Below are 23,952 nucleotides of genomic sequence, written 5' to 3'. Positions count from 1 at the left end.
TATACAGGATAAAAATTCAAGTCCTAACAGCAATTTTAATAAATTAGGATAGGAGTTATACATTCAAGATAAATTTTAAAAGCCTTCTGAATCTGGGTTAGCTGGCGGTATTAAATTTCCATGATTTTGAGAACCAGTTAAATTATTTGGGTCATTCTCTGTTGATCCAGTCATTGCTACGGTTTTTAAAGAACTACTAATTGATGGTGTTACTATATAACCTGGCATGTCGTATAGTCCATTTGGATAGGTATTTGTGTCTTTTGGATTAAAATCTACCATTTTACCTTCAATATTAAGAGTAGGAACCATTACTAATGTATGTAAATGTTCGTATAATTGTTTATTCGGGTCAGTATACAAATCAATTAAATCAGGAAATTTAGCTTTCCAATTTTCTTCTTTTTTTGGATAAGCCGCATAGTAAATGCGTATTCCTAAATCTTTATCCGAAATAGTTCTATTAATCCCAGCTCCCAAATCACGAGATGTTTTTTCAATATGATAAATGAATTTTTTTAAGGTAATCAAATCAAACCATATGGAATGAGCATCTTTTTTATTGTAACCTAAGAAATCAGTATTTCTATTGACAAAGTTCAATTGATTACTACGATATTTATTCGTCATAGTATGAATAAGATCCACTCTTAGTTCATTTATTTGGCTATTACTATAATCCAAACATATTTTATTTGAATCTGCACAAGGACATGGATTTTTTCTAGGAGGGAATTTATATACATAAACTCCAAATGCAATTGCTACTACAATTAAAAGTACTGTTGTTATCATCTTGTTTTTTTAAGTTATGAAATTACTTTTTTATTCATTACAAAGAAACAACTCTTTACTTTTTTTAATGAAAGTTTAAAAACGTTTTTTATATAGGGTTAATTAACCCTAAAAATACCTTATTTCTCCTTTCTAAATTAGAGTTAATGACTCGTCAATAGTTTTTTGAATGTTTTCCAATTTTGTCACAGAAAAACAGGGAAACCGAAAACTGTAGTAAGAGTAGGTAAAAAAATTAAAAAATAGTATTATGCCAAATTTAGTAGCAGAATTAAACAGTTTAGACTTTAGCGTCTATATTGGAGGACCATTACAAGCAGCAGTTCAAGCACAAAATGCAGCTTCAATGGCGCAAGTAAATTTTATTCAATCTGTAGGTTTTGAAGAAGATCCTTCATCAACAGCTACCAATCCTTTACCTAAAAAATTAAGATATGTAGATTTTAATTATAAAAAATCTGTCCCTAATCCAGATTATGATTCGAGTTTGCCAACAGGCCCATCAAATCAAAAGTTCATTGACAGTGAAGTAACTATTGCTGTACCTTTCTTAACAACTTTAAGTATTCCTTGTTTAAGAATTGAAGAAGTAGTTATCGATTTCAATGCAAAATTAACTTCAACTGAAACCTCAAATGTTTCTAGCGAGTTTGCAGCATCAGCAGAATTAGGAATCAACTATAAGATTGTAAATTTTAAAGCTTCTGCTTCTTATAAAAGAACCTCTAATTCGGGTTCAAATATTGAAAAAACATACAATATGGGAGTGCACGTTAGAGCTGTAAATGACGAAATTCCTGCTGGATTAGATAGGGTTTTAACGATGTTAGAAGATAGTATTGCGAGTGTAAATAATTAATAAGTTTAATTTTAGATAGGTTACTTAGATAAGTAACCTGTCTTTAAAAGTAAAAATATGCCAAATTTAAATGAATATTTAGGAAGTATAATGACGAGTATAACTAATGCTAGAGTTATTTCGGATTTGCAAACCACAAAAATTGCTGAACAATATGCAAATCATCAATTTTTGCAACATTTTTCTGTGCCTAGAATGCGTATCGACGATATTGAAATGACAATTCCAGTCGGGATTAATTCAATGAATGTACAATCTGATGTACAATTAGAACCCATACAAAAAGACCCATTAACTACATCAATTTATAATACTGTTGTAAATACATTAAAGTTATCTATTACTAATACTGATGTAAAAACAAAGTTTCTAAATGCAATTCAAAGTCAAATTAGTGAATTTGTAAATAAGGTTGAAATTACTAATTATAATGATTTAGTTAGTTTATATAGTGATACTATCTCAGAGAAGTGTTATATTCTAGCAACAGAAAATAATTTGATTACCAAAACTATTAAACTGAGAGTTACTGCCGAAAGTATGGCGTTATCGTTACAAAAGATTATGCATGAAGCCATTGTGGTAACAAAAAAAGAAAGTAGCATTGAGAATCTTAATGTAATCGTAGAAGCAAGTAAGTTAAAAGAATTTGCTCCAGAAAGCTTAGTTTATATTAAGGTGAAAATCTCAGAAGAAGGAATGGAATGGAATAATTCAGAAAATAGTAAAGGAGAAATTATTTCAAAATTATTACCAGAATAAAAGAATAATAAAAAATGAAAAAATCAATTTTAAATCTGATACATGTTTTGAGAGAAAAATTAATAGAATTTCCTATTCTAGTTAATCGGTTAGAACATAAAGAAGTCTATTTCTTAGAACATTTATTTATTTGGATGAAAACTGTAGAAGAAATATTAGCTACTTATAACATAAGTGAAACTTCTGAAATAGCTGGACTAAGAAGTAAGATTATAGCACAAAGGTTTAATGAGTCCAACAGTAATTCAAAAAAAAAGGTTGTTTTAAAAGTAGCTTCAGAAGTGTTATATGACCTTCAAAAAACAATATTAGAAGTTGTTAAACCATTTGAAAAAAAAACGCAAGAATCAAGAGAACTAGTAAGACAAATGTTATTAATAATGGGAGAAATGAAATTGATTAATTATGATGTTGATCAACCTTTTGAACAATTTGTAAACACCATTTGGGAATTTATTATTTCTAACGAGCAGCTAAAAGCAGGTGCTATTAAACTAAAGACTGATCTGCCTTTAAATGACATTAGGCTTTTAATAGCTGAAGAAATTAATTTAGAAGATTTTCTAAAAGTAAACAACAAATAACTATTTATTAAAATAATGATTTAGTAAAATTTGGGCAGCAGCAAAAGGAGAAATTTCGTTGTTTTGAACCGCTTTTTTATTGGCTTCCAGTAAAGTAATAATTTCAGAATGATGGTAAAAACGATTTTTTAATTGTTCATTAATCGTTTCTAACATCCAAAATTGGTTTTGTTCTTGTCTTTTATGTTCGAAATAATGGTTCTTTTTTGTAATTTCTATATAATCAGCAATCAATTGCCAAACAGTATCAATACCCTCTTTATCAATAGCACTGCAAGTAGTAACTTTAGGTATCCAACCACTTTTTTTTGCAGGAAATAAATGTAATGCTCTATTGAATTCTGTTTTTGCTAGTTTGGCTTTTGCTTTATTGTCGCCATCCGCTTTATTAATAACGATGGTATCAGCCATTTCCATGATACCTCTTTTAATACCTTGTAATTCATCTCCAGCACCAGCTATTTTCAATAAAAGAAAGAAATCCACCATACTGTGTACAGCAGTTTCACTTTGTCCTACACCAACGGTTTCTATAATAATGGTGTCAAAACCACAAGCTTCACATAAAATGATACTTTCTCTGGTTTTTCTAGCGACACCACCTAAACTATCACCAGAAGCACTTGGTCTAATAAAAGCATTTTCGTCTTTTACTAATTCTTCCATTCGGGTTTTATCACCCAAAATACTACCATGACTAATAGACGAACTAGGGTCAACCGCTAAAACTGCTACTTTTTTACCTAAGGATGTGAGGTATTTGCCAAAAGCTTCAATAAAGGTAGATTTACCCACTCCAGGAACACCTGTTATTCCTATTCTAACCGATTGATTGGCATAAGGCAAACAACCTTGAATTACTTCATTAGCCTTGTCTAAATGTGTTTCATTGGTACTTTCTATAAGAGTGATGGCTCTACTTAAAGCAATTTTATCACCTTTAGTAATGGCTGAAATTAATTCTTTTGCAGAAGGTTGTTTTCTACGAAATTGTAAAATATTTTGAGCAACAGTAGTACTGATAGAGTCAGGTTGATCTACTCCATTAATTTCTGATAAAGTCGATTTGTTATTTTTATTTTCCAAAATCCTAGTTGTTGTTGTAAAAGTACAATTTTTTTGAAAAAAAATAGGTTTCCGATGGCGAATCGAATAAAGCTTATACCTTTGTGTTTTTAGGACTACATGGACAATATTTTACTATTATTTATTTGTTTATTCATAGGTGTTGCTTTTCAATTTGTAAAAGTATTTCCTAAAAACATGCACTTGTCTTTAAATCAGTTTGTTATTTATGTTTCATTGCCTGCTTTAGGGTTGTATTATATTCCAAAAATTCAAATCTCTACAGCTTTGTTATACCCTTTAGGAATAGCTTGGTTCGGGTTCATAGTATCATTTATATTTTTTTTTAGTCTCGGAAAATACTTTGGTTGGTCTAAAAAATTAACTGGATTTTTAATTGTTACTGCAGGTTTAGGGAATACGTCGTTTGTAGGTTTTCCAGTAATTGAAGCTTTGTATGGAACTGAAGGCTTGAAAACAGCCATTATTGTAGATCAGCCAGGTTCCTTTGTGGTAATGGCAACCTTAGGAATTATTACGGCAACGTTATTTTCTAGAGAAGTATTGAGTGCCAAAACAATGGTGCTAAAAATAGCTCTTTTTCCTCCATTTATTGCTTTTTCTATAGCTTTACTAATGAATTTTATACAAATTGATTTTCCTATGGTGTTGCAAAGTGCTTTTCAACGCATCGGAAGTACGGTTACACCTATTGCGTTAGTAGCAGTAGGCTTACAATTAAAAATCGAAAGAAACAGTAAACATTGGAAATTCCTCTGGTTAGGTTTAGGCTTTAAATTACTTCTAACACCTTTGTTTTTTTACATTTTATATAAAAAAATAGCACACGCTTCTGGTATAGTGATTGATGTTTCTATTATGGAAGCAGCTATGGCACCTATGATAACAGGAGTGATTTTGGCTTCAAGTTATGGGTTAAAACCTAAATTAGGCAGTATGATGATTGGAATAGGTATTCCCTTGTCGTTTATTACATTAGCTTTATGGTATTGGATTCTCAATACATTTTAATACATTTATACAAACTATTTATTTATGTCTTTTAATTCAGATATCCTTCTATCGCTTCAAAATATAATAGGTACTTCATATGTTTTTACAGATGAAGATACAAGGAAAAATTATGGTCATGATGAAACTGAAGATTATAATTTTCCTCCTCAAGTTGTGGTAAAACCAAAAACACCTGAGGAAATTTCAGCCATTATGAAATTGGCTACTGAACATACAATACCCGTTACACCCATTGGTGCTAAAACAGGATTAAGTGGTGGTGCTTTAAGCATTCATGGCGGTATAGGACTTTCTATGGAACGATTTAACTCTATTATAGAGGTAGACGATAAAAATCTTCAAGTAATTGTTGAACCAGGAGTTATTACTCAAGTTCTAAAAGATGCTGTTGCAGAAAAAGGTTTGTTTTATCCAGTTGACCCGAGTAGTTTAGGAAGTTGTTTTATTGGCGGTAATATCGCTGAAAATTCGGGAGGAGCAAGAGCTGTTAAATATGGTGTAACCAAAGATTATGTGTTGAATTTAGAAGTTGTTTTGCCCAATGGTGAAATTATTTGGACTGGTGCCAATACCTTAAAAAATTCGACAGGTTATAATTTAACTCAATTAATGGTAGGTAGTGAAGGAACACTAGGAATTATTACAAAAATTGTATTGAAGTTAATTCCTAAAGTCACTCATAATATATTAATGTTAGTCCCTTTTTACAAAGCAGAACAAGCCTGCGAAGCTGTTTCGGCTATTTTTAGAGCAGGAATTATTCCGAGTGCCTTAGAATTTATGGAAAGAGACGCGATTGATTGGACCATGAAATATGTTGAGGGCGTAAGTGTATCTATAAAAGAGGAAATACAAGCCCATCTTTTAATTGAAGTAGATGGCAATTATCCGGAAGTTTTGTTTCAAGAAGCTGAAAAAATTACAGAAGTTTTAGAACAATTTGAGATTGACGAAGTGTTATTTGCTGATACGGAAGATCAAAAAAATGCCTTATGGAAATTGAGAAGAGCAGTAGGGGAAGCCGTAAAATCAAATTCGGTGTATAAAGAAGAAGATACAGTGGTGCCAAGGTATGCTTTACCCATTTTATTAAAAGGAGTAAAAGATGCAGGAAAAAAGTATGGTTTTCACACAGTTTGTTACGGACATGCAGGTGATGGTAATTTACACATCAATATTGTAAAAGGGGAGATGTCTGATGAAAACTGGATTACAGAAGTACCAAAAGGAATCGTTGAAATTTTCGAATTAACCGTACAATTAAAAGGAACACTTTCAGGAGAACACGGCATTGGATATGTACAAAAAGACTATATGCCTTTAGCTTTTAATGCTACTGAATTGAATTTAATGAAAGGTATTAAACAACTTTTCGACCCTCTTGCTATTATGAATCCTGGGAAAGTGCTACCAGATACTTTGTAAAGGATGAAGCAATTAAAATATATTGCCCTATGTGTATTTGGTTTTTTATTTATTAAACATTATTTCCCTTTTGGAGATTATTGTAAAGGACTATTTGAGGGGTTAAAATTCATTCTTTTTGGAGGACTTTTTCTGGTTTTATTTTTGATATTGAGTATTCAAAACGTAATTCAAGTAGTTAGAAGAAAAGTAAAAATTGATTTTAAAATATACCTAATTTTTATCTTTTTTATAATTTCTCAACTGTTTTTAGAGAAAATAGGCAATAAAAAGTTATGGACTTCAATAACTTGGTCAGGGAGTATCCAAATGGAAGGAAAACCTCAAAATGGTATTTTGTCTTTGTACAAAAACAATACATTTGAAGCAACGCATAATTATGCTGATTTCAGTTGTACATTCGTAGGTGATTTTGAAATGTATAAAGATACGTTATACTTATTAAGAAACGATATTATTATAGAAACCGATAGTTTGTTTACAAATAGATATGTTTTTAATACGACTAAAACGAAACTAATTCCTTACTTTCCAAAATTTAAAATTATTGAAAAAAAAAAAATTAAACAAATTTCCCATCAATCATTACTCGTTCTATCAAATTGTTTCCAAATTCATAAGGCAACTGATAATAAGAGGTAAGAGGCTTAGTTATAATAATATTGGCTTTTTTACCTTTGGTAATACTTCCATGTGTAGCAGAAATTTCCATAGCGTAAGCGCCGTTAATAGTAGCTGCATTAATAGCTTCTTCTGGAGTCATTTTCATTTTTATACAAGCAGTTGCAACAACAAAATTCATATTCCCCGAAGGAGTTGTTCCAGGGTTATAATCTGTGGCTAAGGCCAAAGGTAATCCTGCAGCAATCATTTTTCTGGCCGGTGTGTAGGGTATGCTAATAAAATAAGAACAACTAGGTAAAGCTACAGGCATAGTTTTACTGTTTTTTAACGCCACAATGTCTGCGTCAGTAACAACTTCTAAGTGGTCAACTGATAGTGCATCATTTGCTACACAAGCAGCTATACCTTCTATAGCAGTAAACTGATTAACATGTATTTTTGCAGGTAAACCAAATTTTTTCCCAGCTTCCATTATTTTAATCGTTTCTTCTACCGAAAAATAGCCTGTTTCTAAAAATGCATCAATATAATCAGCCAAATTTTCTGCATCGATTTTGGGTAACATTTCATGGATTATTAAATCAATATAAGCGCTGTGATTTTCCTTATATTCTAAAGGAAAGGCATGTGCTCCTAAAAATGTTGCTTTAATGGGTAAACTGTAATTTTCTTTTAACCGTTGAATCACACGAAGCATTTTTAATTCTCCTTCAATTGTTAAACCATAACCCGATTTAATTTCAACTGCTCCAGTTCCTAATCGCATAATTTCTTCTAATCGTTTTTTAGATTCTTCATAGATAATGTCTTCTGAAGTTTCATTTAATCTTTTAGCGGAATTTAATATACCACCACCACGATTGGCAATTTCTTCATAAGATAACCCGTTTATTCGATCTACAAATTCTTGAATTCTATTTCCAGCATATACAATATGCGTATGACTATCTACCCAAGTAGGTAATACTACTCTTCCTGTTACATCAATTACATCTCCATACTCTAATTTTGGACAATTTTGCATAGAACCAAAATCTACTATGCAGTCATCCTGTATCAATAAATAAGCATTGTCTATTTTAGGTAAAACCGCCATGTCTTTACCTGAAACCATATTTATTGGTTCGTTTCTTACTTGTAGTAATTCTTTAATATTGATAAAGAGAGTTTGCATAGTATATTTTTTTGTAAAAATAAGTACGATTTTTTTAAAAACCAGTACCTTTAGCTTTAAAACAGATAATTTTGAGAAAAATTAGATATAAAAAAGGAAGAAAAGCAAGTGTTTCTAATCTAGAATACACGGGTGTTTATACTGGCAAAGCTACTGAAATGCAATTGTTTGTGTATAATGAACAGAAAGTGAAGGAAATACAAAATATTTCGGTTGCAGAATTTAATGAAGCTAAAGATTTATCGCTCAATAATTGGCTTAATATCCATGGCTTAAATAATGTTGATTTAATTAAAACACTTTCTGAAAACTTACAACTTAATACCATTATTGTTTCCGATATTTTAAATATTTCTAGAGGAACCCGTTTAGATGAATTAGATGATACTTTGTTTTTTAGTATTAAATCAATATTACCTAATGAAAATGATGACGAAACGATACTTATCGAACAAATAAGTTTCCTTCTTAAAGATAATTTGATTGTTTCCTTTCAAGAGAAACGAGGTGATTTTTTTACTTATATTAGAGAACGTTTGAGAGAAAATACTGGAATTGTTCGTAAGAAAAAAGTAGATTATTTGCTTTATCTCATGCTCGATTCTATTATTGAGAATTTTTATATTACAATTGAAAATAAAGAAAATGATATCGAATCATTATTATTAGCTTCTAAAATAGCAGATAGTCCAGTTATTATGGAGGATATAGAACGGCTTAGAGAAGTTTTTCATTTGCTAAAAAGGGCTATTGTGCCATTAAGAGATGCTTTATTCACCATAAAAACAATTAAAGAAGATGATGAATTTAATTGTATAGAACCTTCTAATTATATTTTCTTTGGTAGATTACATCAAAAGGCAATTGAGCTTTTGGAGCAAATAGATTATGATATGAAAACATTGGATAGTGCAACAAATTTCTTCTATACAGCCCAAAATCATAAGATGAATGAAGTAATGAAAACTTTAACCGTTATTTCTTCTGTTTTTTTACCGTTAACATTTATTGTAGGGTTGTATGGTATGAATTTTAAAAATATGCCAGAATTACATTATAAATATGGGTATTTTATTACTCTAGGTGTAATGCTGATTTTAGTGTTACTGATGTTATATTACTTTAAAAAAAAGAAATGGTTTTAATTAAACCATTTCTTTAGGATTTACCCAATGATCGAAATCTTCGGATGTAACATAACCTAATCGTATAGCTTCTTCTTTTAAGGTTGTACCGTTTTTGTGAGCCATTTGAGCAATTTCTGCTGCTTTATAATAACCAATTTTAGTGTTTAAAGCAGTAACTAACATTAACGAGTTATTTACTAATTCATTTATTTTTGAAAGATTAGGAGTTATACCTCTAGCACAATGTTCGTTAAACGAATGGCATGCATCTCCTAATAAGTTAGCAGATTCTAGAAAATTAGCAATAAGCATGGGTTTAAATACATTTAGTTCATAATGTCCTTGAGTAGCACCAATAGTTACAGCAACATCATTTCCCATTACTTGTGCACATACCATAGTGAGTGCTTCGCATTGTGTGGGATTTACTTTTCCTGGCATAATCGATGAACCTGGTTCGTTTTCAGGGAGTAAAATTTCCCCAATCCCAGAACGTGGCCCAGAAGCCATCATTCGAATATCATTGGCAATTTTGTTTAAACTTACTGCTATTTGTTTTAATGCAGCATGACTCTCCACAATAGCATTATGAGCAGAAAGTGATTCAAATTTATTGGGAGCAGTTATAAATGGCAAATTTGTAAATTTTGAAATATAATCAGCTACTAAAGTAGCATATCCATTTGGAGTATTTAAACCAGTACCTACTGCCGTTCCTCCTAAAGCTAATTCTGATAAAGCGGATAATGATTGTTTAAGAGTTTTAATACCATTTACTAATAATTGGGAATAACCAGAAAACTCCTGTCCTAAAGTAAGTGGAGTTGCATCCATTAAATGAGTCCGTCCAATTTTAACGACATCTTTAAATACATTGGCTTTTTCGGCTAAAGTAAGTTGTAAGCTTTCAATTTGTGGTATTGTTTTTTCAACTAATAATTTATATGCCGCAATATGCATTGCTGTAGGAAAAGTATCATTTGAAGATTGTGATTTGTTCACATCATCATTCGCTTTTAAGACAGGTTCTTCACCAATCTTTTTACCAGATAGCATTTGTCCTCGATTCGCAATTACCTCATTTACATTCATATTAGATTGAGTTCCCGAACCTGTTTGCCAAATCACTAATGGGAATTGGTCATTTAATTTATTGGCTAAAATTTCTTCACAAACAACTGAAATTAAATCTCTTTTTTCAGATGGTAAAACGCCTAATGCTTCATTGGCATAAGCAGCCGCTTTTTTTAAATAGGCAAAAGCCTTTATAATTTCTAAAGGCATAGATGATTCGGGACCAATTTTAAAATTGTTACGAGAACGTTCCGTTTGTGCACCCCAAAGTTTATCATTTGGAACTTGAACTTCTCCTAAAGTATCTTTTTCAATTCTATATTTCATGATGATAGGTCTATTTATTTCTATAAAATTACAATTTATCATCTCGGTGTAGAAATAAAAACTGTTATTATATTGCTAAAAAAAATATTTACTATTATCTTTGGCAAGAATTCATAAATTCCGGAAAACATGTTTGAATTTGATCAGTACTTAGGTTTTTTACTTTTCTTAACTATTTTAACAATAGGTTTTTGGTTAATGATCTTTTTAGCTTCATTCGTTCCATATTGGTTAGGTGGTGCTATTAATGAATTAATCAAAGAAAAGAGAGCTAAAAAACAAGCGGAACAAGAAAACAATTAGTATTGTTTACTAAATAAAAGATTGCATTTCGCATTACCCTCAAAAAGTGATAAACTATTTGAGGGTTTTTTATTGTGTTTAATTAAAAGTAAAAAGTAAAAAGTAAAAAGTAGAAACATTTAAAATTACCTGTTTCTATCTCTATAATTTCGTTTGCCTGAAAATTTACTTTTATTACTGGGTAAACTGGCTTCTTCTGTTTTGCTAGAAGGAGCAATTAATTGATTTAAATCTTTAATTTCTTTTTCAGATAATAATCGGTATTTGCCTACAGGAACATCTAGCGCAATATTAATAATTCGTGTACGTTTTAAAGCCACAACTTCATAGTCTAGATATTCGCACATTCTGCGTATTTGACGGTTTAATCCTTGTGTTAAAATAATTCTGAAGACTGTTTTACTTACTTGTTCTACTTTGCATTTGCGAGTAATGGTGTCTAAAATTGGAATACCATTGCTCATTCGTTGAATAAAACGATCGGTAATTGGTTTGTTTACTGTTACGATATATTCTTTTTCATGATTGTTTCTAGCACGTAGAATTTTATTAACAATATCACCATCATTGGTAAGAAAAATCAAGCCTTCACTAGCTTTGTCTAAACGCCCAATAGGGAAGATACGTTCTGGATAATTGATAAAATCAATAATGTTTTCTTTAATCTCTAAATTGGTCGTACATTCAATACCTGGAGGTTTGTTAAAAGCCAAATAAATTTTAGCTTCTTTTTTTTCTTGAATCAATTGGCCATTTACACGCACTTCATCATTTGGCCCCACTTTGGTTCCCATTTCAGGTACTTGTCCGTTGATAGTTACACGACCTTGTTCAATTAACCTATCGGCTTCCCTTCGTGAGCAAAACCCCGATTCAGATAAAAACTTATTAACTCTAATTAGATTTCCTTCTTCCATGTGACAAAGATAGTTTTTTTACCTGTTAATATATAGAAATTAATAAAGGGAAGAAGTATATTTTTGGTTACTTGAAGCTCCACAAAATGGCTTTTAATTACAACCGTCCCGCTATTCGCTATATCTTTTTTATTTTTCATGACTACTTAGGTAAACCACTAAAAAGCAATCCAAAATAAAAAAGGATGCCGCTGCTATCGGGGCTATAAAAAATATTACTTTTAGCTACAAAGCAAAAAAAATCCCGAAAGAATTTTTTCGGGATTTGTTATTATTTTATAAAAAAGGAATAATTATAACTTAGCAAATAATTGTTCCATTTCTTCTTTTACTTCATCTGCTAAGACATTGTCGATCAAAATTCTACCACTATGCTCATCAGTAATGATTTTTTTACGACCCGCAATTTCCATTTGCGTTTGTGGTGGAATAGTGAAGAAAGAACCTGCAGAAGCACCTCTTTCAATAGAAACTACAGCTAAACCATTTCTTACACTTCCTCTAATTCTTTGGTAAGCTTGTAATAAACGCTCTTCAATTTGAGCTTGATATTCTGCTGATTTTTCTTGTAAAAAGTTCTCTTCTTTTTCAGTTTCAGACATAATATCGCTTAATTCAGCTTTTTTATGTTTTAAATGTTGTTGTTTCGCTTCTAATTTTTCTTTAGATTGAGCTAAAACTTCTTTTTTATGTTCAATAGAAGCTTTCATCTCTCTAATATGCTTTTCAGCTAATTGAATTTCTAACTCTTGGTACTCAACTTCTTTGGTTAAAGAGTTAAATTCTCTATTGTTACGAACATTCTTTTGTTGTTCTAAATATTTTTTGATGTTAGCTTTATGATCATCAATGGCATTTTTCTTTTCTTTAATTTGCGCATCGATAGTCTCTAAATCTGATTTTAATTTATCTAAACGAGTAGTTAGACCGGCAACTTCGTCTTCTAAATCTTCCACTTCAAGAGGAAGTTCACCTCTTACATTACGTATTTCATCAATCTTTGAGTCCACTAGCTGTAAAGCATAAAGTGCTCTTAATTTATCTTCTACGCTAAGTTCTTTTTTGTTAGCCATATTAAAAGTATTGAACAGGATTTGTATTTTCTTCTGATAAAACGACTGCAAAATTAGTGATTTTTTCTTTAAGATAATCAACAATATAATTTTTTGTGTATCTTTCACTTTCAAAATGACCAATATCTGCCAAAAGAAGCTTTCCTTCGGCTTCATAATACTGATGATATTTTAAATCTGCAGTAATAAATGCATCTGCTCCAGCCTGAATTGCAGCTTTTATTGCAAAACTGCCTGAACCGCCTAAAACAGCTACTTTTTTTATTTTTTTATCTGTAAAAGCACTATGTCTAATACCTCCACATTGCATTTTTTCTCTTATATGGTGTAAAAAAGCTATTTCCGATTTTCCTTCCTTAAATTCTCCAATCATGCCTAATCCAATATTTTGATGTTTATTGGTTAAACTATAAAGTTCATAAGCTACTTCTTCATACACATGATTTTTAAATAGAGCATATAGAATTTTGGATTCTAAATGTTTTTCAAAAGTTACTTCAATTTTTATTTCTGGATTTTCTACAAATTCGAATTGTTCACCAATTTCTGGACGGCTATTTTCATTTCCCATATAGGTTCCTAAACCTTGACTAGAGAAACTGCAATCTTCATAATTACCTATTTTTCCAGCACCAGCTTCAAATAAAGCGTTTCGCAAAGTCACTGCATTTTCAGGAATGGTATAAGTGACTAACTTTTTAATGAAATTTTCTTTGGGAATTAAAATCTTAGTATTTTCTAAGCCCAGCACATTACTGAAAATTTTATTGACTCCTAATTGATGATTGTCTAAAGCAGTATGAACAGCATAAATAGCGATATCATTTTTTATAGCTTTTATAACTGCTCTTTCAACATAATTTTTGCCTGTAATTTTCTTTAAACCAGAGAATAAAATAGGATGGAAGCAAACTACTAGGTTGCACTTTTTTGAAATAGCTTCGTCAATTATATTTTCTAAAGCATCATGACAAACTAAAATTCCATTAATTTCTGTATTTTGATTTCCAACTAATAAACCTACGTTGTCAAAATCTTCTGCATAAGCTAATGGAGCTAGTTCTTCAAGAATTGCAATTATTTCAAAAAGTTTCATGTACAAATATTTATTTCAAAGATAAAAAAATGCTACTTTCGTACTATGATTTTTTTAAGAAAAGTATTATTTCCACTAGCAATTATATATTGGATTGTTACATTTATACGAAATGTTTTTTACGATTTGGGTGTTTTTAAAAGCCACTCTTTTACGATACCTATTATTGCTGTTGGAAATTTAAGTGTAGGTGGAACTGGAAAAACACCACAAATAGAGTATTTGATTCGCTTATTACACGAATATAAAATTGCTACCCTAAGTAGAGGATATAAAAGAGAATCTAAAGGTTTTATTTTAGCTGATGAATCGGTTACCGCAAAACAAATTGGAGACGAGCCTTTTCAGTTTTTTTCTAAGTTTCCAGATGTTTTAGTTGCAGTTGATGCCGATAGAAGAAAAGGAATTATGCAATTATTAGCACTTAAACCCGACGTTATTTTACTAGATGATGCCTTTCAACATCGAAAAGTGAAGGCCGGATTTTATATATTATTAACTGCTTATAATGATTTATTTAGTGACGATTATATCTTACCTTTTGGAAACCTAAGAGAACCCGAAATAGGAAAAAAAAGAGCAAACCTGATAATTGTCACTAAATGTCCCGAAGATTTATCTGAAATTGCACAAGATAAAATTAGACAACAATTGGTAGTGAAAAACATTCCTGTTTTTTTTAGTACAATTCAATATGATGAATTTTTGTACTCAGAAGAAGATAAAATAGCTGTAGAAGATTGTAAAGAAGACAAAGTATTGCTGGCAGGAATAGCTAAGCCTGAATTGTTTTTTGAATATTTGCAAAAACAGAATGATTCTGTTCTAATTTTTCCAGATCACCATCATTTTACAGAGGAGGATATTCGTAAGATTTTGGCTGTAGCCAATTCAAGAAAGATTGTAACTACCGAAAAAGATTATGTAAGATTGAAAGGTAAATTACCTAAAAACCAACTCTATTATTTGCCAATTAAAAGTAAAATAATCCAAAAGGAGTCGGTTTTTAATTCTAAAATATTAAATTATGTGGGAGAAAGTACAAGAAACAGTTAATTATATAGTAGAGAAAACAAATTTTAAACCAGAATATGGAATTGTTTTAGGTTCGGGTTTAGGTGGTTTTGCAGATGATATTCAAATTTTGCATACCATTTCATATACCGAAATACCTAATTTTCCAGTTTCCACTGTTCAAGGTCATAAAGGAGCTTTGTTGTTTGGCTTAATTGGAGATAAAAAAGTCTTGGCAATGCAAGGACGTTTTCACTATTATGAAGGTTATGATATGAAGCAAGTAACTTTTCCCATTCGCGTGATGCAACAATTAGGGATCAAAAAAATAATTGTTTCCAATGCTTCAGGTGGAGTAAACCCTAATTTTAAAGTAGGAGATATCATGATTATTAAAGATCATGTGAATATGATGCCTGAACATCCCTTAAGAGGTCATAATGAAGAACGTTTTGGGCCACGCTTTGTAAACATGAGTGAACCCTACTCAAAAGCTATGATTGCTAAAGTAAAAAAAATAGCAAACGAGATGGAAATAGAAATTCAGGAGGGGGTATATTTGGCTTTGCAAGGACCTACATTTGAGACATTAGCAGAATACAAAATGGTTAAAAATATAGGTGCGGATTGTGTAGGAATGTCAACTGTTCCTGAGGTTATAGTAGCCAAGCATATGAATATGGATTGTTTAGGTATTTCTGTCATTACCGATATGGGTAATGAAGAAAATATCGAAGAAGTAAATCACGAAGAAGTATTACAAGCAGCGAAAAAAGCGGAACCACATGTAAGAAATTTGATTAAAAATTTTATTCTTCAGTATTAGGGTTTAAGAAACGGAATAAAATTTCATAAAACTCTTCTGGGACAAATGGTTTCATAATAACTTCATTCATACCATAAGAAAGTAGCATTTCTCTATTTTCGTTTAAAGAGATAGCGGTTAAAGCTATAATAGGAATAGTAGGATTAAATTTTCTAATTTCTTTTGTAGCTTCTGTACCATTTATTCCTGGTAAATGGACATCCATCAGTACTAAATCATAATCATTCTCTTTTAAATGCGTTATGGCTTCTTCACCGTTATCTATGGTAAAAGAGGGTATTCCTTTTTGTTCGAGCATTTTTTGAGTAATCATTTGATTGATTTTATTATCCTCAACTAATAATATTTTTTTAGTTTTTACTATTGGTGATTTTTCTATGGTTAAAAAATTGTTCTCTTTAGTGACCACTTGTTCTTTTCCTTTTTCAAAAGTTATGTCAAAATGTAGGCTAGTTCCTTTATTGGTATCACTTTCCAAATGAATGTCGCTTCCTAGTATCTCAACAATTTTCTTTACAATAGATAAACCTAAACCTGTGCCACCATAAGTGCGATTCACTTCAACAGACCCTTGACTAAAGCTTTCAAAAATAGTTGCTTGTTTATCCTTAGGAATTCCTATACCATTATCTTTGACTTCAAAAGATAAACAAATTTCGGAAGCAGTTTCAGATTTATTTTTAATTGATAGCCATACATCTCCATTCTTACTAAATTTAATAGCGTTGTTTACTAAATTAATGATGATTTGTGATATTTTTGTAGGATCTCCAATAATATTTGGACTAATTGTTTGATCAATTTCTAAATGAAAAGTAACGTTATTTTCTTCAATAAATTCGTTAAAAGAAGTTTTTATANTATCGAGAACGGTTGTGATTAGGAGTTAGTACTTAGTCCTTAGCAGTTCGTCAGTTCGAGTGTTTTAACGAAGAGCAACGGAGTTAAAAAGTATCGAGAACCGTTGTGATTAGTAATTAAGATTTAGTACTTAGTCCTTAGCAGAGTTCGTCAGTTCGAGTGTTTTTAATGAAATGCGAATAGCAATTTCATTAAAAATGTATCGAGAACTAGTTTTAAAATGAAAATTTCTCGATACGTTTTGCACTCCAAGTGACACAGATGAAGATTATTAGTTTAAACGTAAAAAAAACAAAAAAATGGAATTTAGAAAATATAACTCAATAGAAAATACATACCAAAAACAAGTTTTGGAACAAATCATAATGCATGGTTTTGAAAAAGAAACCTACATAGTACAAGAAAAAGTACACGGAGCAAACTTCTCATTCTACACAGATGGGAAAACCATAAAAATTGCAAAGCGTACCGATTTCATAACAGAAGAAGAGACTTTTTACAATGCTCATGAAGTATTGGAAAAATATACTGAAAAAGTAATAAATGCTTTTAAAATCATTCAATCTGAATTTCAAGAAACAAAGTTCATTGTCATTTTTGGAGAGTTGTTTGGAGGAAGCTACAATCACAAAGAAGTACCTGCTGTAAAAAACGCTATCAAAGTGCAAAAAGGAGTAGAGTATAGCCCTGAAAATGATTTTTATGCTTTTGATATTAAAGTAAATGGTACACATTATTTAACAGTGGATTCAGTAAATCGTGTCTTTGATGAAACAGAATTCTTCTATGCAAAGACCTTATTTGAGGGTACATTAGAAGATGCATTGTGTTATCCTAACGAATTTAACTCTTTGATTCCAGAATGGTTGGGTTTACCAAAAATAGAAACAAACATTTGTGAAGGTGTAATTATAAAACCAAAAGAGCCCAAATATTTTGGTAATGGTTCACGATTGATTTTAAAGAATAAAAATGAAAAATGGGCTGAAGTAGGTAAAAATAATAAACCGAAAAAAGAACATAAAGAAGTTTATTTTTCAGAAGCATCGCAAATAGTTTGGGAACAAATGCAACAGTATATAACCATTAACAGATTGTATAACGTGTTGAGTAAAGAAGGAGAATTTAATCCAAAAATGATAGGTAAGTTAACGGGATTGTTTTCACAAGACGTTATGATAGATTTTAAAAAAGACTATGCAAACGCTTTGGAAACATTAGAGAAAGAAGAACAAAAGAGTATTAACAAAAGAGTCAATAACAAAGTTTTAAGTTTGATAAAAGAAGAGTTTTTGACTGTAAAAAATGAATAAAAGAACAATTTAAAAAATAAAAAAATGCGACAAGATATACTAAAACGATTTTTAACGAATACAGACGAAACGGGTAGATTTTTAATGAAATCGAGGATAACAGGAATTATCTATTTTGTTGAACCCATTTATAATGGAAAAACCCCTAAATGGGGTGATTTAAACCCTGCTACAGGTCAAATAGAAGGCAACTATGGCTCAAAATTTACAGGAGCAGTGACAAAAAAAGAATCTCTGATAACAGAAGAAAATGGTTTTGTAAATATTGGTTATTGCAAAGGAAGCCCTTTTGGAGCCATTGATCAAAGAGATAAAGCACATCAAGAACGATTAAAACGATAAGTTATGAAAACCTATAATAGAATAGCCTTAATTGGCATCGAACAGCTAGAATATGAAGTAATAAGATCTAATTATACAGGAGGTATAATTTGGCATCAAGCTATTCCAAAAATTGTAGTAAAAGATCAAGTCTTATATATGGAAAAAGCGAATGGAGTAGGTATGTTACCTGTCGATAAGGTGGTCTATTATGGTATTTATAATGATGATTTTGATTTTATTTCCGGTTTAGCTATTTGGAACGGACCTTGTTTTCCTAATGCAATGGGAATGTTAGATTGTCGTTTGAAAATTCCTTGTTTGGTAAAAGCCATGTCATTTACACAGTTTAGTGCACCTCGAGGTTTTGTAAGCGCAAGAACATCAGTTACCACTGCTCAAGATACGATTGCGAAGTGGGGTAATTGGCATTGTGGCGAAAACAAACATCGTTTTACAGGGGAATGGGAATGTGAAAACACTGCAACTATTGAACCTTATTATGAAGGGGAAGCGGTTCGGATTATGGTGATTGGCAATAAACATTGGCAAATTAAACTAGAAGGAGAAACGTGGTTAAAATCCATTCATCCTGAGAGTGCTGGTTTTATGCCAATTGATGCTGAATTATTAGCAGATACGTTACACATTCAAAAAGCCATGCAAATGGATATGATTGGAAATGACTACATAATAGGTAAAGACGGTAAGAAGTATTTATTAGAAGTAAATCATATTCCAAACATCACTCGATTTGAAGCGGTTAGAGAAGCTTATCTGGATACTGTTATTGCATTTATTAATGGCTAAATTAATTATTGATTGTATTGATTTTGTAAAGTTTTATTACGTTCAAATAAGCATGCAGATTTTATTCTCAATCTTGTCATCCTGTAAAGGGTCTCATTAATGATTACAATAGCTTGTAAACTAGGATATCATTAAAAATAAGTTTATTTTCTATTCTACGCAGAATAATTGCGCGATACTGTTAAAATCTTTGTATCAGAAAATAAAACGTTCTTTTAAATTATTATAAAACAACTTGCTTTTGCAATTGTACCCCTTTCTTTATTAAAGAAACTAACCAAGAAGACCTGAATAAGTAAACATTGAAATAACTGTTATTTTGCTTTTCAATCAAATTGCAACCCTTAGCTTTTGTTGCAAAAGATAGACAACCATTGTAACACTTTAGATAACCTTTCTTTTTCCGTTCTTTTAACGCAAAGGCAAATTGTTTTAATTTAATATTGATTTATAAATAGTTATATTAAATTTTATAATACGTAAAATAATTGCGTAGTATGTTTAAAATCTTTGTAAAGCAATAGAATCTATTAAACAAGTTATAATGATATACACAATAAAAAAAGCAAATTTAATAAAAGAACAATTGAGAAGGTTTACAACTTCCTATGCTCATCATGTTGTTGGTCAGTTCGCTAATATCGATTTTTGGCTTAATGAAGTTATAAACTCTCTAGAAGTTATAGATGAATACAAAATGCGATTTGATAATATTTATAATGCTCAAAAAAAATGGATTGAAGACCACGGCACTATTATTCATGAATATTGTCCCATTTGTAATGGAAAATGTGAGTTTAGTTCAGGAAAGCCAAACTTGCCCGTACTTAAACACAAACATGAAGTAAATGATATGAGGAAAGAATTAGTTAATACGGCTTATTTTTTTCTTTTAAGATGCTTTAGAATTGGCTTACTAACAGGAGAAGAATTAAAACAAAAATGCGACACGATTGGAACAAGTATTGATCCAAATGATTTAAAATAAAACGTTCTTATAAATACTAAAAATGAATCAACAAGGTCAAGTATAAGTTACTTCAAATTTTTTCCAGAAAGTACACTTTTACCATTATCAGTTGATTTATCTTTTGGGGCAGTAGCTCAGTTGGATAGAGCATCGCAATGTTTAGTTTTAAAATTATCAAAAAATCAGAACTAGTTGGACAATACCAACATACTTCAAACAGGTTAGACTTCTTCGGAAGTCTTGGTTCGAGTCCAAAAATGTTGGTACATTTTCAATTCGTGTTTTGGTCAATTCAAACTTACTCCAACTATTTGGATGCGAGGGTCATGGGTTCGAATCCCATCTGCTCCACTATAGAAGGTCAAAATTAGCTTACTTCAACTACAAACTTAAAATTTGTCAAACTAGTTAGTCCATTATCTTCTAGAATTAAGGTCAAGTACTTCTTACTTCAGATTTGTGGTTAAATATAGAAGTACCATTATCTAAATTTTTAAAACAAATAAAAATGAAAACAAAAGAATTATTAAAAATCAGTTTGCGTCAAAACGCCATATACATTCCTACTGAGTTCATCACTGGAAAAACAACCACTTTAACTGGACCCACATCGGTTTTAGTAGCTAATGTTGCCAAGTTAGGTTTTGTTTTTTCAGAAACCACTTTACAAGCTATTAATGCAGTTCATCCAAAGTATAAGTTAGAAATTCAAGATGTTATACAAGAAGTTTTAGGAGTGAATAAAAATTGGACACCATTGGTAAAAAATTGGGATGTTCCAACAGGTGAATCATTGTACGATCATATTGCTACTTTTTTTGCCAATGTTTTTAAAACCAATAAAGGAACTACTTTAGCATGTGGACACATTATTCCTGCGAATACGTTTCCATTAGAGCGTTATAATGGCTGTCCTTATTGTGGTACTCCGTTTGAGTTTGATGGGACTAAATATGAAGGTCAAGGTAGTAAATTAAAAGTTTTGGAACTTTGGACTGAAAAGGAATTGAATGATTTTTATAAGTCTCTGCTAGGCTCTAAAACGGCTTTAGATGCTACACAGGTTGAAAGTTTAAAGACTTTATTGAATTATTTACCACTACCAAAAGAGGTTACTATTGGAATCAAAGAAACCTTGATGCTAGTAATAGACACTTTAATTGATTTAGATAAAGAAGAAATGGCGGGTATGCTTTTCAGTTCTCCTACAGATATTTTACGTTATTTATGGTATAAAAAAACGAATTTATTGCAAATCATTGAACCCAAAACAATCATCAATAGAATTGCAAGCAATCACCAACATTTTTTTATTCCTGCAGATAATAGTGCAAAGGCAAGACTGATTACAGCAATAGATTTGAAATTAAAATATTCGAGAAAGGAATGTTTAATGGTAGCGACTTGGTTGAATAATTTGCCATTAGAAGCAGAAAAAGCATGTGAAATGATGCATCCAAAAAGAGCCATGTGGGTGCGTTTTATTAGAGCTTTGCGTTTACCAGAATATAGTAAAAGAAAAGGCTTTGAAGGATTAAAAACATTGTTAGATGTATTTTATAATCAAACGTATGAAGTATGGCAAGGAAGAGTAAATTATTATCGTTTGCGTTCTAATGCAGATAAAACATTTGCGTTATTACAAGAGAGACCAGGTTTGTTTGCACGTTCATTGTTCTCTAATATGTTATGGTTTGGACCTAATGAAACAATAGCCGCTTTTGAGAAAATAATTGATAAAGTTCCTGCTCGATTAGTATTTACATTGAACATGTATGCACAAAACTATTTTGACAAAAGTCTGAATAGAAGCGTAAAACCTTTAGGAGGAATAAACAAAAGAATTCCATCTAACCGTTTGTTAGGTTTATACAATGAAGACCAATTACAAGCGATGCAAAATCAAATTGAAGATTTGTGTTTGTTGGCAATGGAAAAACGATTTGGGGCTCAAAAGAATGAGAACAAAACGATTTACATTGCTCCACAATTATTCAATATGCCTGTAGCTATAGGTGATAGAGGTTCTACAGTTCAAGATTTGCCAGTAGCCTTAATGGGAACGCGTTTCCCTATAGAAGGAAATACAGTACGATTGTTTATGCAATGGGGACAAGGTTTACCAGCCCAACACTTGGATATGGATTTGAGTTGTCATATTGCGTATGCAAATCAATCAGAGATTTGTTCTTATAGTCAATTACAAGCAACGGGTTGCAAACATAGTGGAGATATCAGGAGTATTCCAAATCAAATAGGTACAGCTGAATATATTAATATCAATGTAAATGAATTGGCACAAGCTGGAGCAAAATATGTAACCTTTACTTGTAATGCCTATAGCAATGGAAGTATTACACCTAATCTAGTTGTAGGTTGGATGAATAGTAAATATCCAATGACTATTTCAGAACGTTCAGGTGTAGCTTATGATGCTTCTTGTGTAGATCACCAAGTACGAGTAACACAAAATGTAGCGAAAGGTTTGGTTTTTGGTGTACTGGATGTAACTAAAAAAGAAATTGTTTGGTTAGAAATGACGTTTGGAGGTCAGGTTGTTCAAGGTTTGGATTATAAAGGAGTACAAGCTTTACTAGCTAAATTATCGAGTAAATTAAATATTGGTAGTTTGTTAACGATTAAAGCAAAAGCTCAAAATTTACAAATTGTTGACACAGCTGAAGCGGATGAAGTTTACGATCAAAAATGGGCAATCAATGCAGCAGCTGTTACTCAGTTATTGATTGATTAATTAAAACCTCGGAATTCATTTTTCGAGGTTTTAAAAACTTTGAAATAATGAGAAATGAGGAAAACAACATAGAAATTAAAGAAGTAATAAAAGTAATACTTCTAATTATAAAATGTATCGCAGCTATTATAAGTTGTAATAGTTAAAATTTAGAACATGAAAACAACAGAAAAAATAATTATAATCGATTTAGAAGCGACTTGCTGGAATGGTCCTGTACCTAAAGGGCAAGTCAATGAAATCATTGAAATCGGCATTTGTGAATTGGATATTCATACAGGTGCTATAACAAAAAACAAAGGTATTTTAATACAACCCCAACATTCAGAAGTGAGTCCTTTTTGTACAGAACTCACCACGATTACGCAAGAATTATTGGATAGGGATGGAATATCTTTTGAAGATGCTATTGAAATGCTGGAACAGGAATACCAACCCGATCAATACACTTGGGCAAGTTACGGTCAGTACGATTTGAACATGCTGAAAAAACAATGCTCTTTTAGGAAAATTAATTACCCGATGGGAAGTCATCACATCAACGTAAAAGAATGGTTTAGTGAAGTGAAAGGACTGAATAAAAAAGTTGGGATGAACGGAGCATTGGAAATTTTAGATATTCCGTTAGAAGGTACGCACCACAGAGGTGTAGATGATGCCAAGAATATTGCTAAAATTTTACATTGGTGTCTTGAGAATGAGTGATCAGTTCTTAGTCCTTAGTGATTAGTTTTACTATAATAAAAATACTCTTGATGTGCCTTTACTGAAGTTGTCTTTAACTTGATTTTCTTTGGTAAAGGTTTCTATTATTAATTTGAAATAGAACTATAAAAGAAAAGCAA

Annotated in this window: 24 protein-coding genes; 16 read left to right on the top strand and 8 right to left on the bottom strand. The window is 31.1% G+C overall.

What is annotated here, in order from left to right; all coding sequences use genetic code 11:
* Positions 1-75: 75 nt before the first annotated feature.
* Entirely contained in the window at positions 76-795 is a 720-nt protein-coding gene (locus tag HALO113_RS01695; protein ID WP_159777375.1) for a hypothetical protein, read from the bottom strand.
* Positions 796-1,045: 250 nt separating this feature from the next.
* Between HALO113_RS01695 and HALO113_RS01690 the strand changes: the two genes are divergently transcribed.
* From HALO113_RS01690 to HALO113_RS01680, 3 genes are read left to right on the top strand one after another with little or no spacing between them, the layout of a single operon-like run.
* A complete protein-coding gene (locus tag HALO113_RS01690) occupies positions 1,046-1,654 on the top strand; it encodes a DUF2589 domain-containing protein (RefSeq protein ID WP_159777374.1) in 609 nt (202 codons plus the stop codon).
* Positions 1,655-1,711: 57 nt separating this feature from the next.
* Entirely contained in the window at positions 1,712-2,416 is a 705-nt protein-coding gene (locus HALO113_RS01685; RefSeq protein WP_159777373.1) for a hypothetical protein, read from the top strand.
* A 14-nt stretch (positions 2,417-2,430) separates the two neighbouring features.
* A complete protein-coding gene (locus HALO113_RS01680; protein WP_159777372.1) occupies positions 2,431-3,000 on the top strand; it encodes a hypothetical protein in 570 nt (189 codons plus the stop codon).
* On the opposite strand, the gene meaB is transcribed toward HALO113_RS01680, so the two are convergent.
* On the bottom strand, positions 3,001-4,086 hold the full coding sequence (gene meaB, locus HALO113_RS01675) for a methylmalonyl Co-A mutase-associated GTPase MeaB (protein ID WP_159777371.1): 1,086 nt from the start codon (positions 4,084-4,086) through the stop codon (positions 3,001-3,003).
* A 99-nt stretch (positions 4,087-4,185) separates the two neighbouring features.
* Here meaB and HALO113_RS01670 point away from each other — a divergent pair, with 99 nt between their 5' ends.
* From HALO113_RS01670 to HALO113_RS01660, 3 genes are read left to right on the top strand one after another with little or no spacing between them, the layout of a single operon-like run.
* Positions 4,186-5,097, top strand: coding sequence for an AEC family transporter (locus tag HALO113_RS01670; RefSeq protein WP_159777370.1), 912 nt, complete (start codon positions 4,186-4,188; stop codon positions 5,095-5,097).
* Positions 5,098-5,121: 24 nt separating this feature from the next.
* Positions 5,122-6,525, top strand: a complete 1,404-nt coding sequence (locus tag HALO113_RS01665) for an FAD-binding oxidoreductase (protein ID WP_159777369.1) — start codon at positions 5,122-5,124, stop codon at positions 6,523-6,525.
* A 3-nt stretch (positions 6,526-6,528) separates the two neighbouring features.
* Positions 6,529-7,167 (top strand): hypothetical protein, encoded by a 639-nt coding sequence (locus tag HALO113_RS01660; protein ID WP_159777368.1) that lies wholly within the window; start codon positions 6,529-6,531, stop codon positions 7,165-7,167.
* Here the strand turns inward: HALO113_RS01660 and hutI are convergent.
* Entirely contained in the window at positions 7,088-8,323 is a 1,236-nt protein-coding gene (gene hutI / locus HALO113_RS01655; protein ID WP_159777367.1) for an imidazolonepropionase, read from the bottom strand. The two genes, HALO113_RS01660 and hutI, sit on opposite strands and share 80 nt — an antisense overlap.
* Positions 8,324-8,394: 71 nt before the next feature.
* Here hutI and corA point away from each other — a divergent pair, with 71 nt between their 5' ends.
* Positions 8,395-9,468, top strand: coding sequence for a magnesium/cobalt transporter CorA (gene corA / locus HALO113_RS01650; RefSeq protein ID WP_159777366.1), 1,074 nt, complete (start codon positions 8,395-8,397; stop codon positions 9,466-9,468).
* Here the strand turns inward: corA and fumC are convergent, their stop codons facing one another.
* A complete protein-coding gene (gene fumC, locus HALO113_RS01645) occupies positions 9,469-10,851 on the bottom strand; it encodes a class II fumarate hydratase (RefSeq protein ID WP_159777365.1) in 1,383 nt (460 codons plus the stop codon).
* Positions 10,852-10,980: 129 nt separating this feature from the next.
* Between fumC and HALO113_RS01640 the strand changes: the two genes are divergently transcribed.
* Entirely contained in the window at positions 10,981-11,154 is a 174-nt protein-coding gene (locus HALO113_RS01640) for a hypothetical protein (RefSeq protein WP_201297549.1), read from the top strand.
* 125 nt (positions 11,155-11,279) lie between these two features.
* Here HALO113_RS01640 and rluF read toward each other — a convergent pair whose 3' ends face one another.
* From rluF to HALO113_RS01625, 3 genes are all read right to left on the bottom strand, one after another.
* Complete coding sequence (rluF, locus tag HALO113_RS01635) at positions 11,280-12,071, bottom strand: 23S rRNA pseudouridine(2604) synthase RluF (RefSeq protein ID WP_159777364.1); 792 nt, start codon at positions 12,069-12,071, stop codon at positions 11,280-11,282.
* A gap of 293 nt (positions 12,072-12,364) precedes the next feature.
* The gene (locus HALO113_RS01630) at positions 12,365-13,144 is read right to left on the bottom strand and encodes a zinc ribbon domain-containing protein (protein WP_159777363.1); all 780 of its coding nucleotides are present in this window, start codon (positions 13,142-13,144) and stop codon (positions 12,365-12,367) included.
* A 1-nt stretch (position 13,145) separates the two neighbouring features.
* On the bottom strand, positions 13,146-14,240 hold the full coding sequence (locus HALO113_RS01625) for a Nif3-like dinuclear metal center hexameric protein (RefSeq protein WP_159777362.1): 1,095 nt from the start codon (positions 14,238-14,240) through the stop codon (positions 13,146-13,148).
* 45 nt (positions 14,241-14,285) lie between these two features.
* Between HALO113_RS01625 and lpxK the strand changes: the two genes are divergently transcribed.
* Together lpxK and HALO113_RS01615 are read left to right on the top strand one after the other, a co-directional pair.
* Complete coding sequence (gene lpxK, locus HALO113_RS01620) at positions 14,286-15,296, top strand: tetraacyldisaccharide 4'-kinase (RefSeq protein ID WP_159777361.1); 1,011 nt, start codon at positions 14,286-14,288, stop codon at positions 15,294-15,296.
* Positions 15,268-16,080, top strand: a complete 813-nt coding sequence (locus HALO113_RS01615) for a purine-nucleoside phosphorylase (protein WP_159777360.1) — start codon at positions 15,268-15,270, stop codon at positions 16,078-16,080. The genes lpxK and HALO113_RS01615 overlap by 29 nt, the downstream gene beginning before the upstream one ends.
* Here HALO113_RS01615 and HALO113_RS01610 read toward each other — a convergent pair.
* Entirely contained in the window at positions 16,064-16,855 is a 792-nt protein-coding gene (locus HALO113_RS01610) for an ATP-binding protein (protein WP_255477914.1), read from the bottom strand. The two genes, HALO113_RS01615 and HALO113_RS01610, sit on opposite strands and share 17 nt — an antisense overlap.
* Positions 16,856-17,240: 385 nt before the next feature.
* On the opposite strand from HALO113_RS01610, the gene HALO113_RS01605 reads away from it, so the two are divergent.
* The 6 genes from HALO113_RS01605 to HALO113_RS01580 all read left to right on the top strand — a co-directional run bounded on the left by HALO113_RS01605 (position 17,241) and on the right by HALO113_RS01580 (position 23,812).
* Positions 17,241-18,254, top strand: a complete 1,014-nt coding sequence (locus HALO113_RS01605; protein WP_159777359.1) for an RNA ligase family protein — start codon at positions 17,241-17,243, stop codon at positions 18,252-18,254.
* Between the two features lie 24 nt (positions 18,255-18,278).
* Positions 18,279-18,596: a hypothetical protein gene (locus HALO113_RS01600; RefSeq protein ID WP_159777358.1), complete on the top strand. Its 318-nt coding sequence runs from the start codon at positions 18,279-18,281 to the stop codon at positions 18,594-18,596.
* Between the two features lie 3 nt (positions 18,597-18,599).
* Complete coding sequence (locus HALO113_RS01595) at positions 18,600-19,385, top strand: hypothetical protein (RefSeq protein WP_159777357.1); 786 nt, start codon at positions 18,600-18,602, stop codon at positions 19,383-19,385.
* Between the two features lie 544 nt (positions 19,386-19,929).
* Positions 19,930-20,373 (top strand): hypothetical protein, encoded by a 444-nt coding sequence (locus HALO113_RS01590; protein WP_159777356.1) that lies wholly within the window; start codon positions 19,930-19,932, stop codon positions 20,371-20,373.
* Between the two features lie 490 nt (positions 20,374-20,863).
* Positions 20,864-23,107, top strand: coding sequence for a hypothetical protein (locus HALO113_RS01585; RefSeq protein WP_159777355.1), 2,244 nt, complete (start codon positions 20,864-20,866; stop codon positions 23,105-23,107).
* A gap of 156 nt (positions 23,108-23,263) precedes the next feature.
* Positions 23,264-23,812 carry a 3'-5' exonuclease gene (locus HALO113_RS01580; protein WP_159777354.1) on the top strand — a complete coding sequence of 183 codons (549 nt, stop codon included), beginning with the start codon at positions 23,264-23,266 and terminating at the stop codon, positions 23,810-23,812.
* Positions 23,813-23,952: the final 140 nt, after the last annotated feature.

Origin of the sequence: Flavobacterium sp. 9AF (assembly GCF_902506265.1) — a bacterium.
In the GTDB taxonomy this organism is placed as follows: Bacteria; Bacteroidota; Bacteroidia; order Flavobacteriales; family Flavobacteriaceae; genus Flavobacterium.
Note: the sequence above shows the minus strand (reverse complement) of the source record. Positions and strands in the feature narration are given on the sequence as shown.

Coding starts and splice junctions, on each gene's coding strand:
- HALO113_RS01695 (WP_159777375.1), bottom strand. CDS start 795: ATGATAACAACAGTACTTTTAATTGTAGTAGCAATTGCATTTGGAGTT.
- HALO113_RS01690 (WP_159777374.1), top strand. CDS start 1,046: ATGCCAAATTTAGTAGCAGAATTAAACAGTTTAGACTTTAGCGTCTAT.
- HALO113_RS01685 (WP_159777373.1), top strand. CDS start 1,712: ATGCCAAATTTAAATGAATATTTAGGAAGTATAATGACGAGTATAACT.
- HALO113_RS01680 (WP_159777372.1), top strand. CDS start 2,431: ATGAAAAAATCAATTTTAAATCTGATACATGTTTTGAGAGAAAAATTA.
- HALO113_RS01670 (WP_159777370.1), top strand. CDS start 4,186: ATGGACAATATTTTACTATTATTTATTTGTTTATTCATAGGTGTTGCT.
- HALO113_RS01665 (WP_159777369.1), top strand. CDS start 5,122: ATGTCTTTTAATTCAGATATCCTTCTATCGCTTCAAAATATAATAGGT.
- HALO113_RS01660 (WP_159777368.1), top strand. CDS start 6,529: ATGAAGCAATTAAAATATATTGCCCTATGTGTATTTGGTTTTTTATTT.
- hutI (WP_159777367.1), bottom strand. CDS start 8,323: ATGCAAACTCTCTTTATCAATATTAAAGAATTACTACAAGTAAGAAAC.
- fumC (WP_159777365.1), bottom strand. CDS start 10,851: ATGAAATATAGAATTGAAAAAGATACTTTAGGAGAAGTTCAAGTTCCA.
- HALO113_RS01640 (WP_201297549.1), top strand. CDS start 10,981: ATGTTTGAATTTGATCAGTACTTAGGTTTTTTACTTTTCTTAACTATT.
- rluF (WP_159777364.1), bottom strand. CDS start 12,071: ATGGAAGAAGGAAATCTAATTAGAGTTAATAAGTTTTTATCTGAATCG.
- HALO113_RS01630 (WP_159777363.1), bottom strand. CDS start 13,144: ATGGCTAACAAAAAAGAACTTAGCGTAGAAGATAAATTAAGAGCACTT.
- HALO113_RS01625 (WP_159777362.1), bottom strand. CDS start 14,240: ATGAAACTTTTTGAAATAATTGCAATTCTTGAAGAACTAGCTCCATTA.
- lpxK (WP_159777361.1), top strand. CDS start 14,286: ATGATTTTTTTAAGAAAAGTATTATTTCCACTAGCAATTATATATTGG.
- HALO113_RS01615 (WP_159777360.1), top strand. CDS start 15,268: ATGTGGGAGAAAGTACAAGAAACAGTTAATTATATAGTAGAGAAAACA.
- HALO113_RS01605 (WP_159777359.1), top strand. CDS start 17,241: ATGGAATTTAGAAAATATAACTCAATAGAAAATACATACCAAAAACAA.
- HALO113_RS01600 (WP_159777358.1), top strand. CDS start 18,279: ATGCGACAAGATATACTAAAACGATTTTTAACGAATACAGACGAAACG.
- HALO113_RS01595 (WP_159777357.1), top strand. CDS start 18,600: ATGAAAACCTATAATAGAATAGCCTTAATTGGCATCGAACAGCTAGAA.
- HALO113_RS01590 (WP_159777356.1), top strand. CDS start 19,930: ATGATATACACAATAAAAAAAGCAAATTTAATAAAAGAACAATTGAGA.
- HALO113_RS01585 (WP_159777355.1), top strand. CDS start 20,864: ATGAAAACAAAAGAATTATTAAAAATCAGTTTGCGTCAAAACGCCATA.
- HALO113_RS01580 (WP_159777354.1), top strand. CDS start 23,264: ATGAAAACAACAGAAAAAATAATTATAATCGATTTAGAAGCGACTTGC.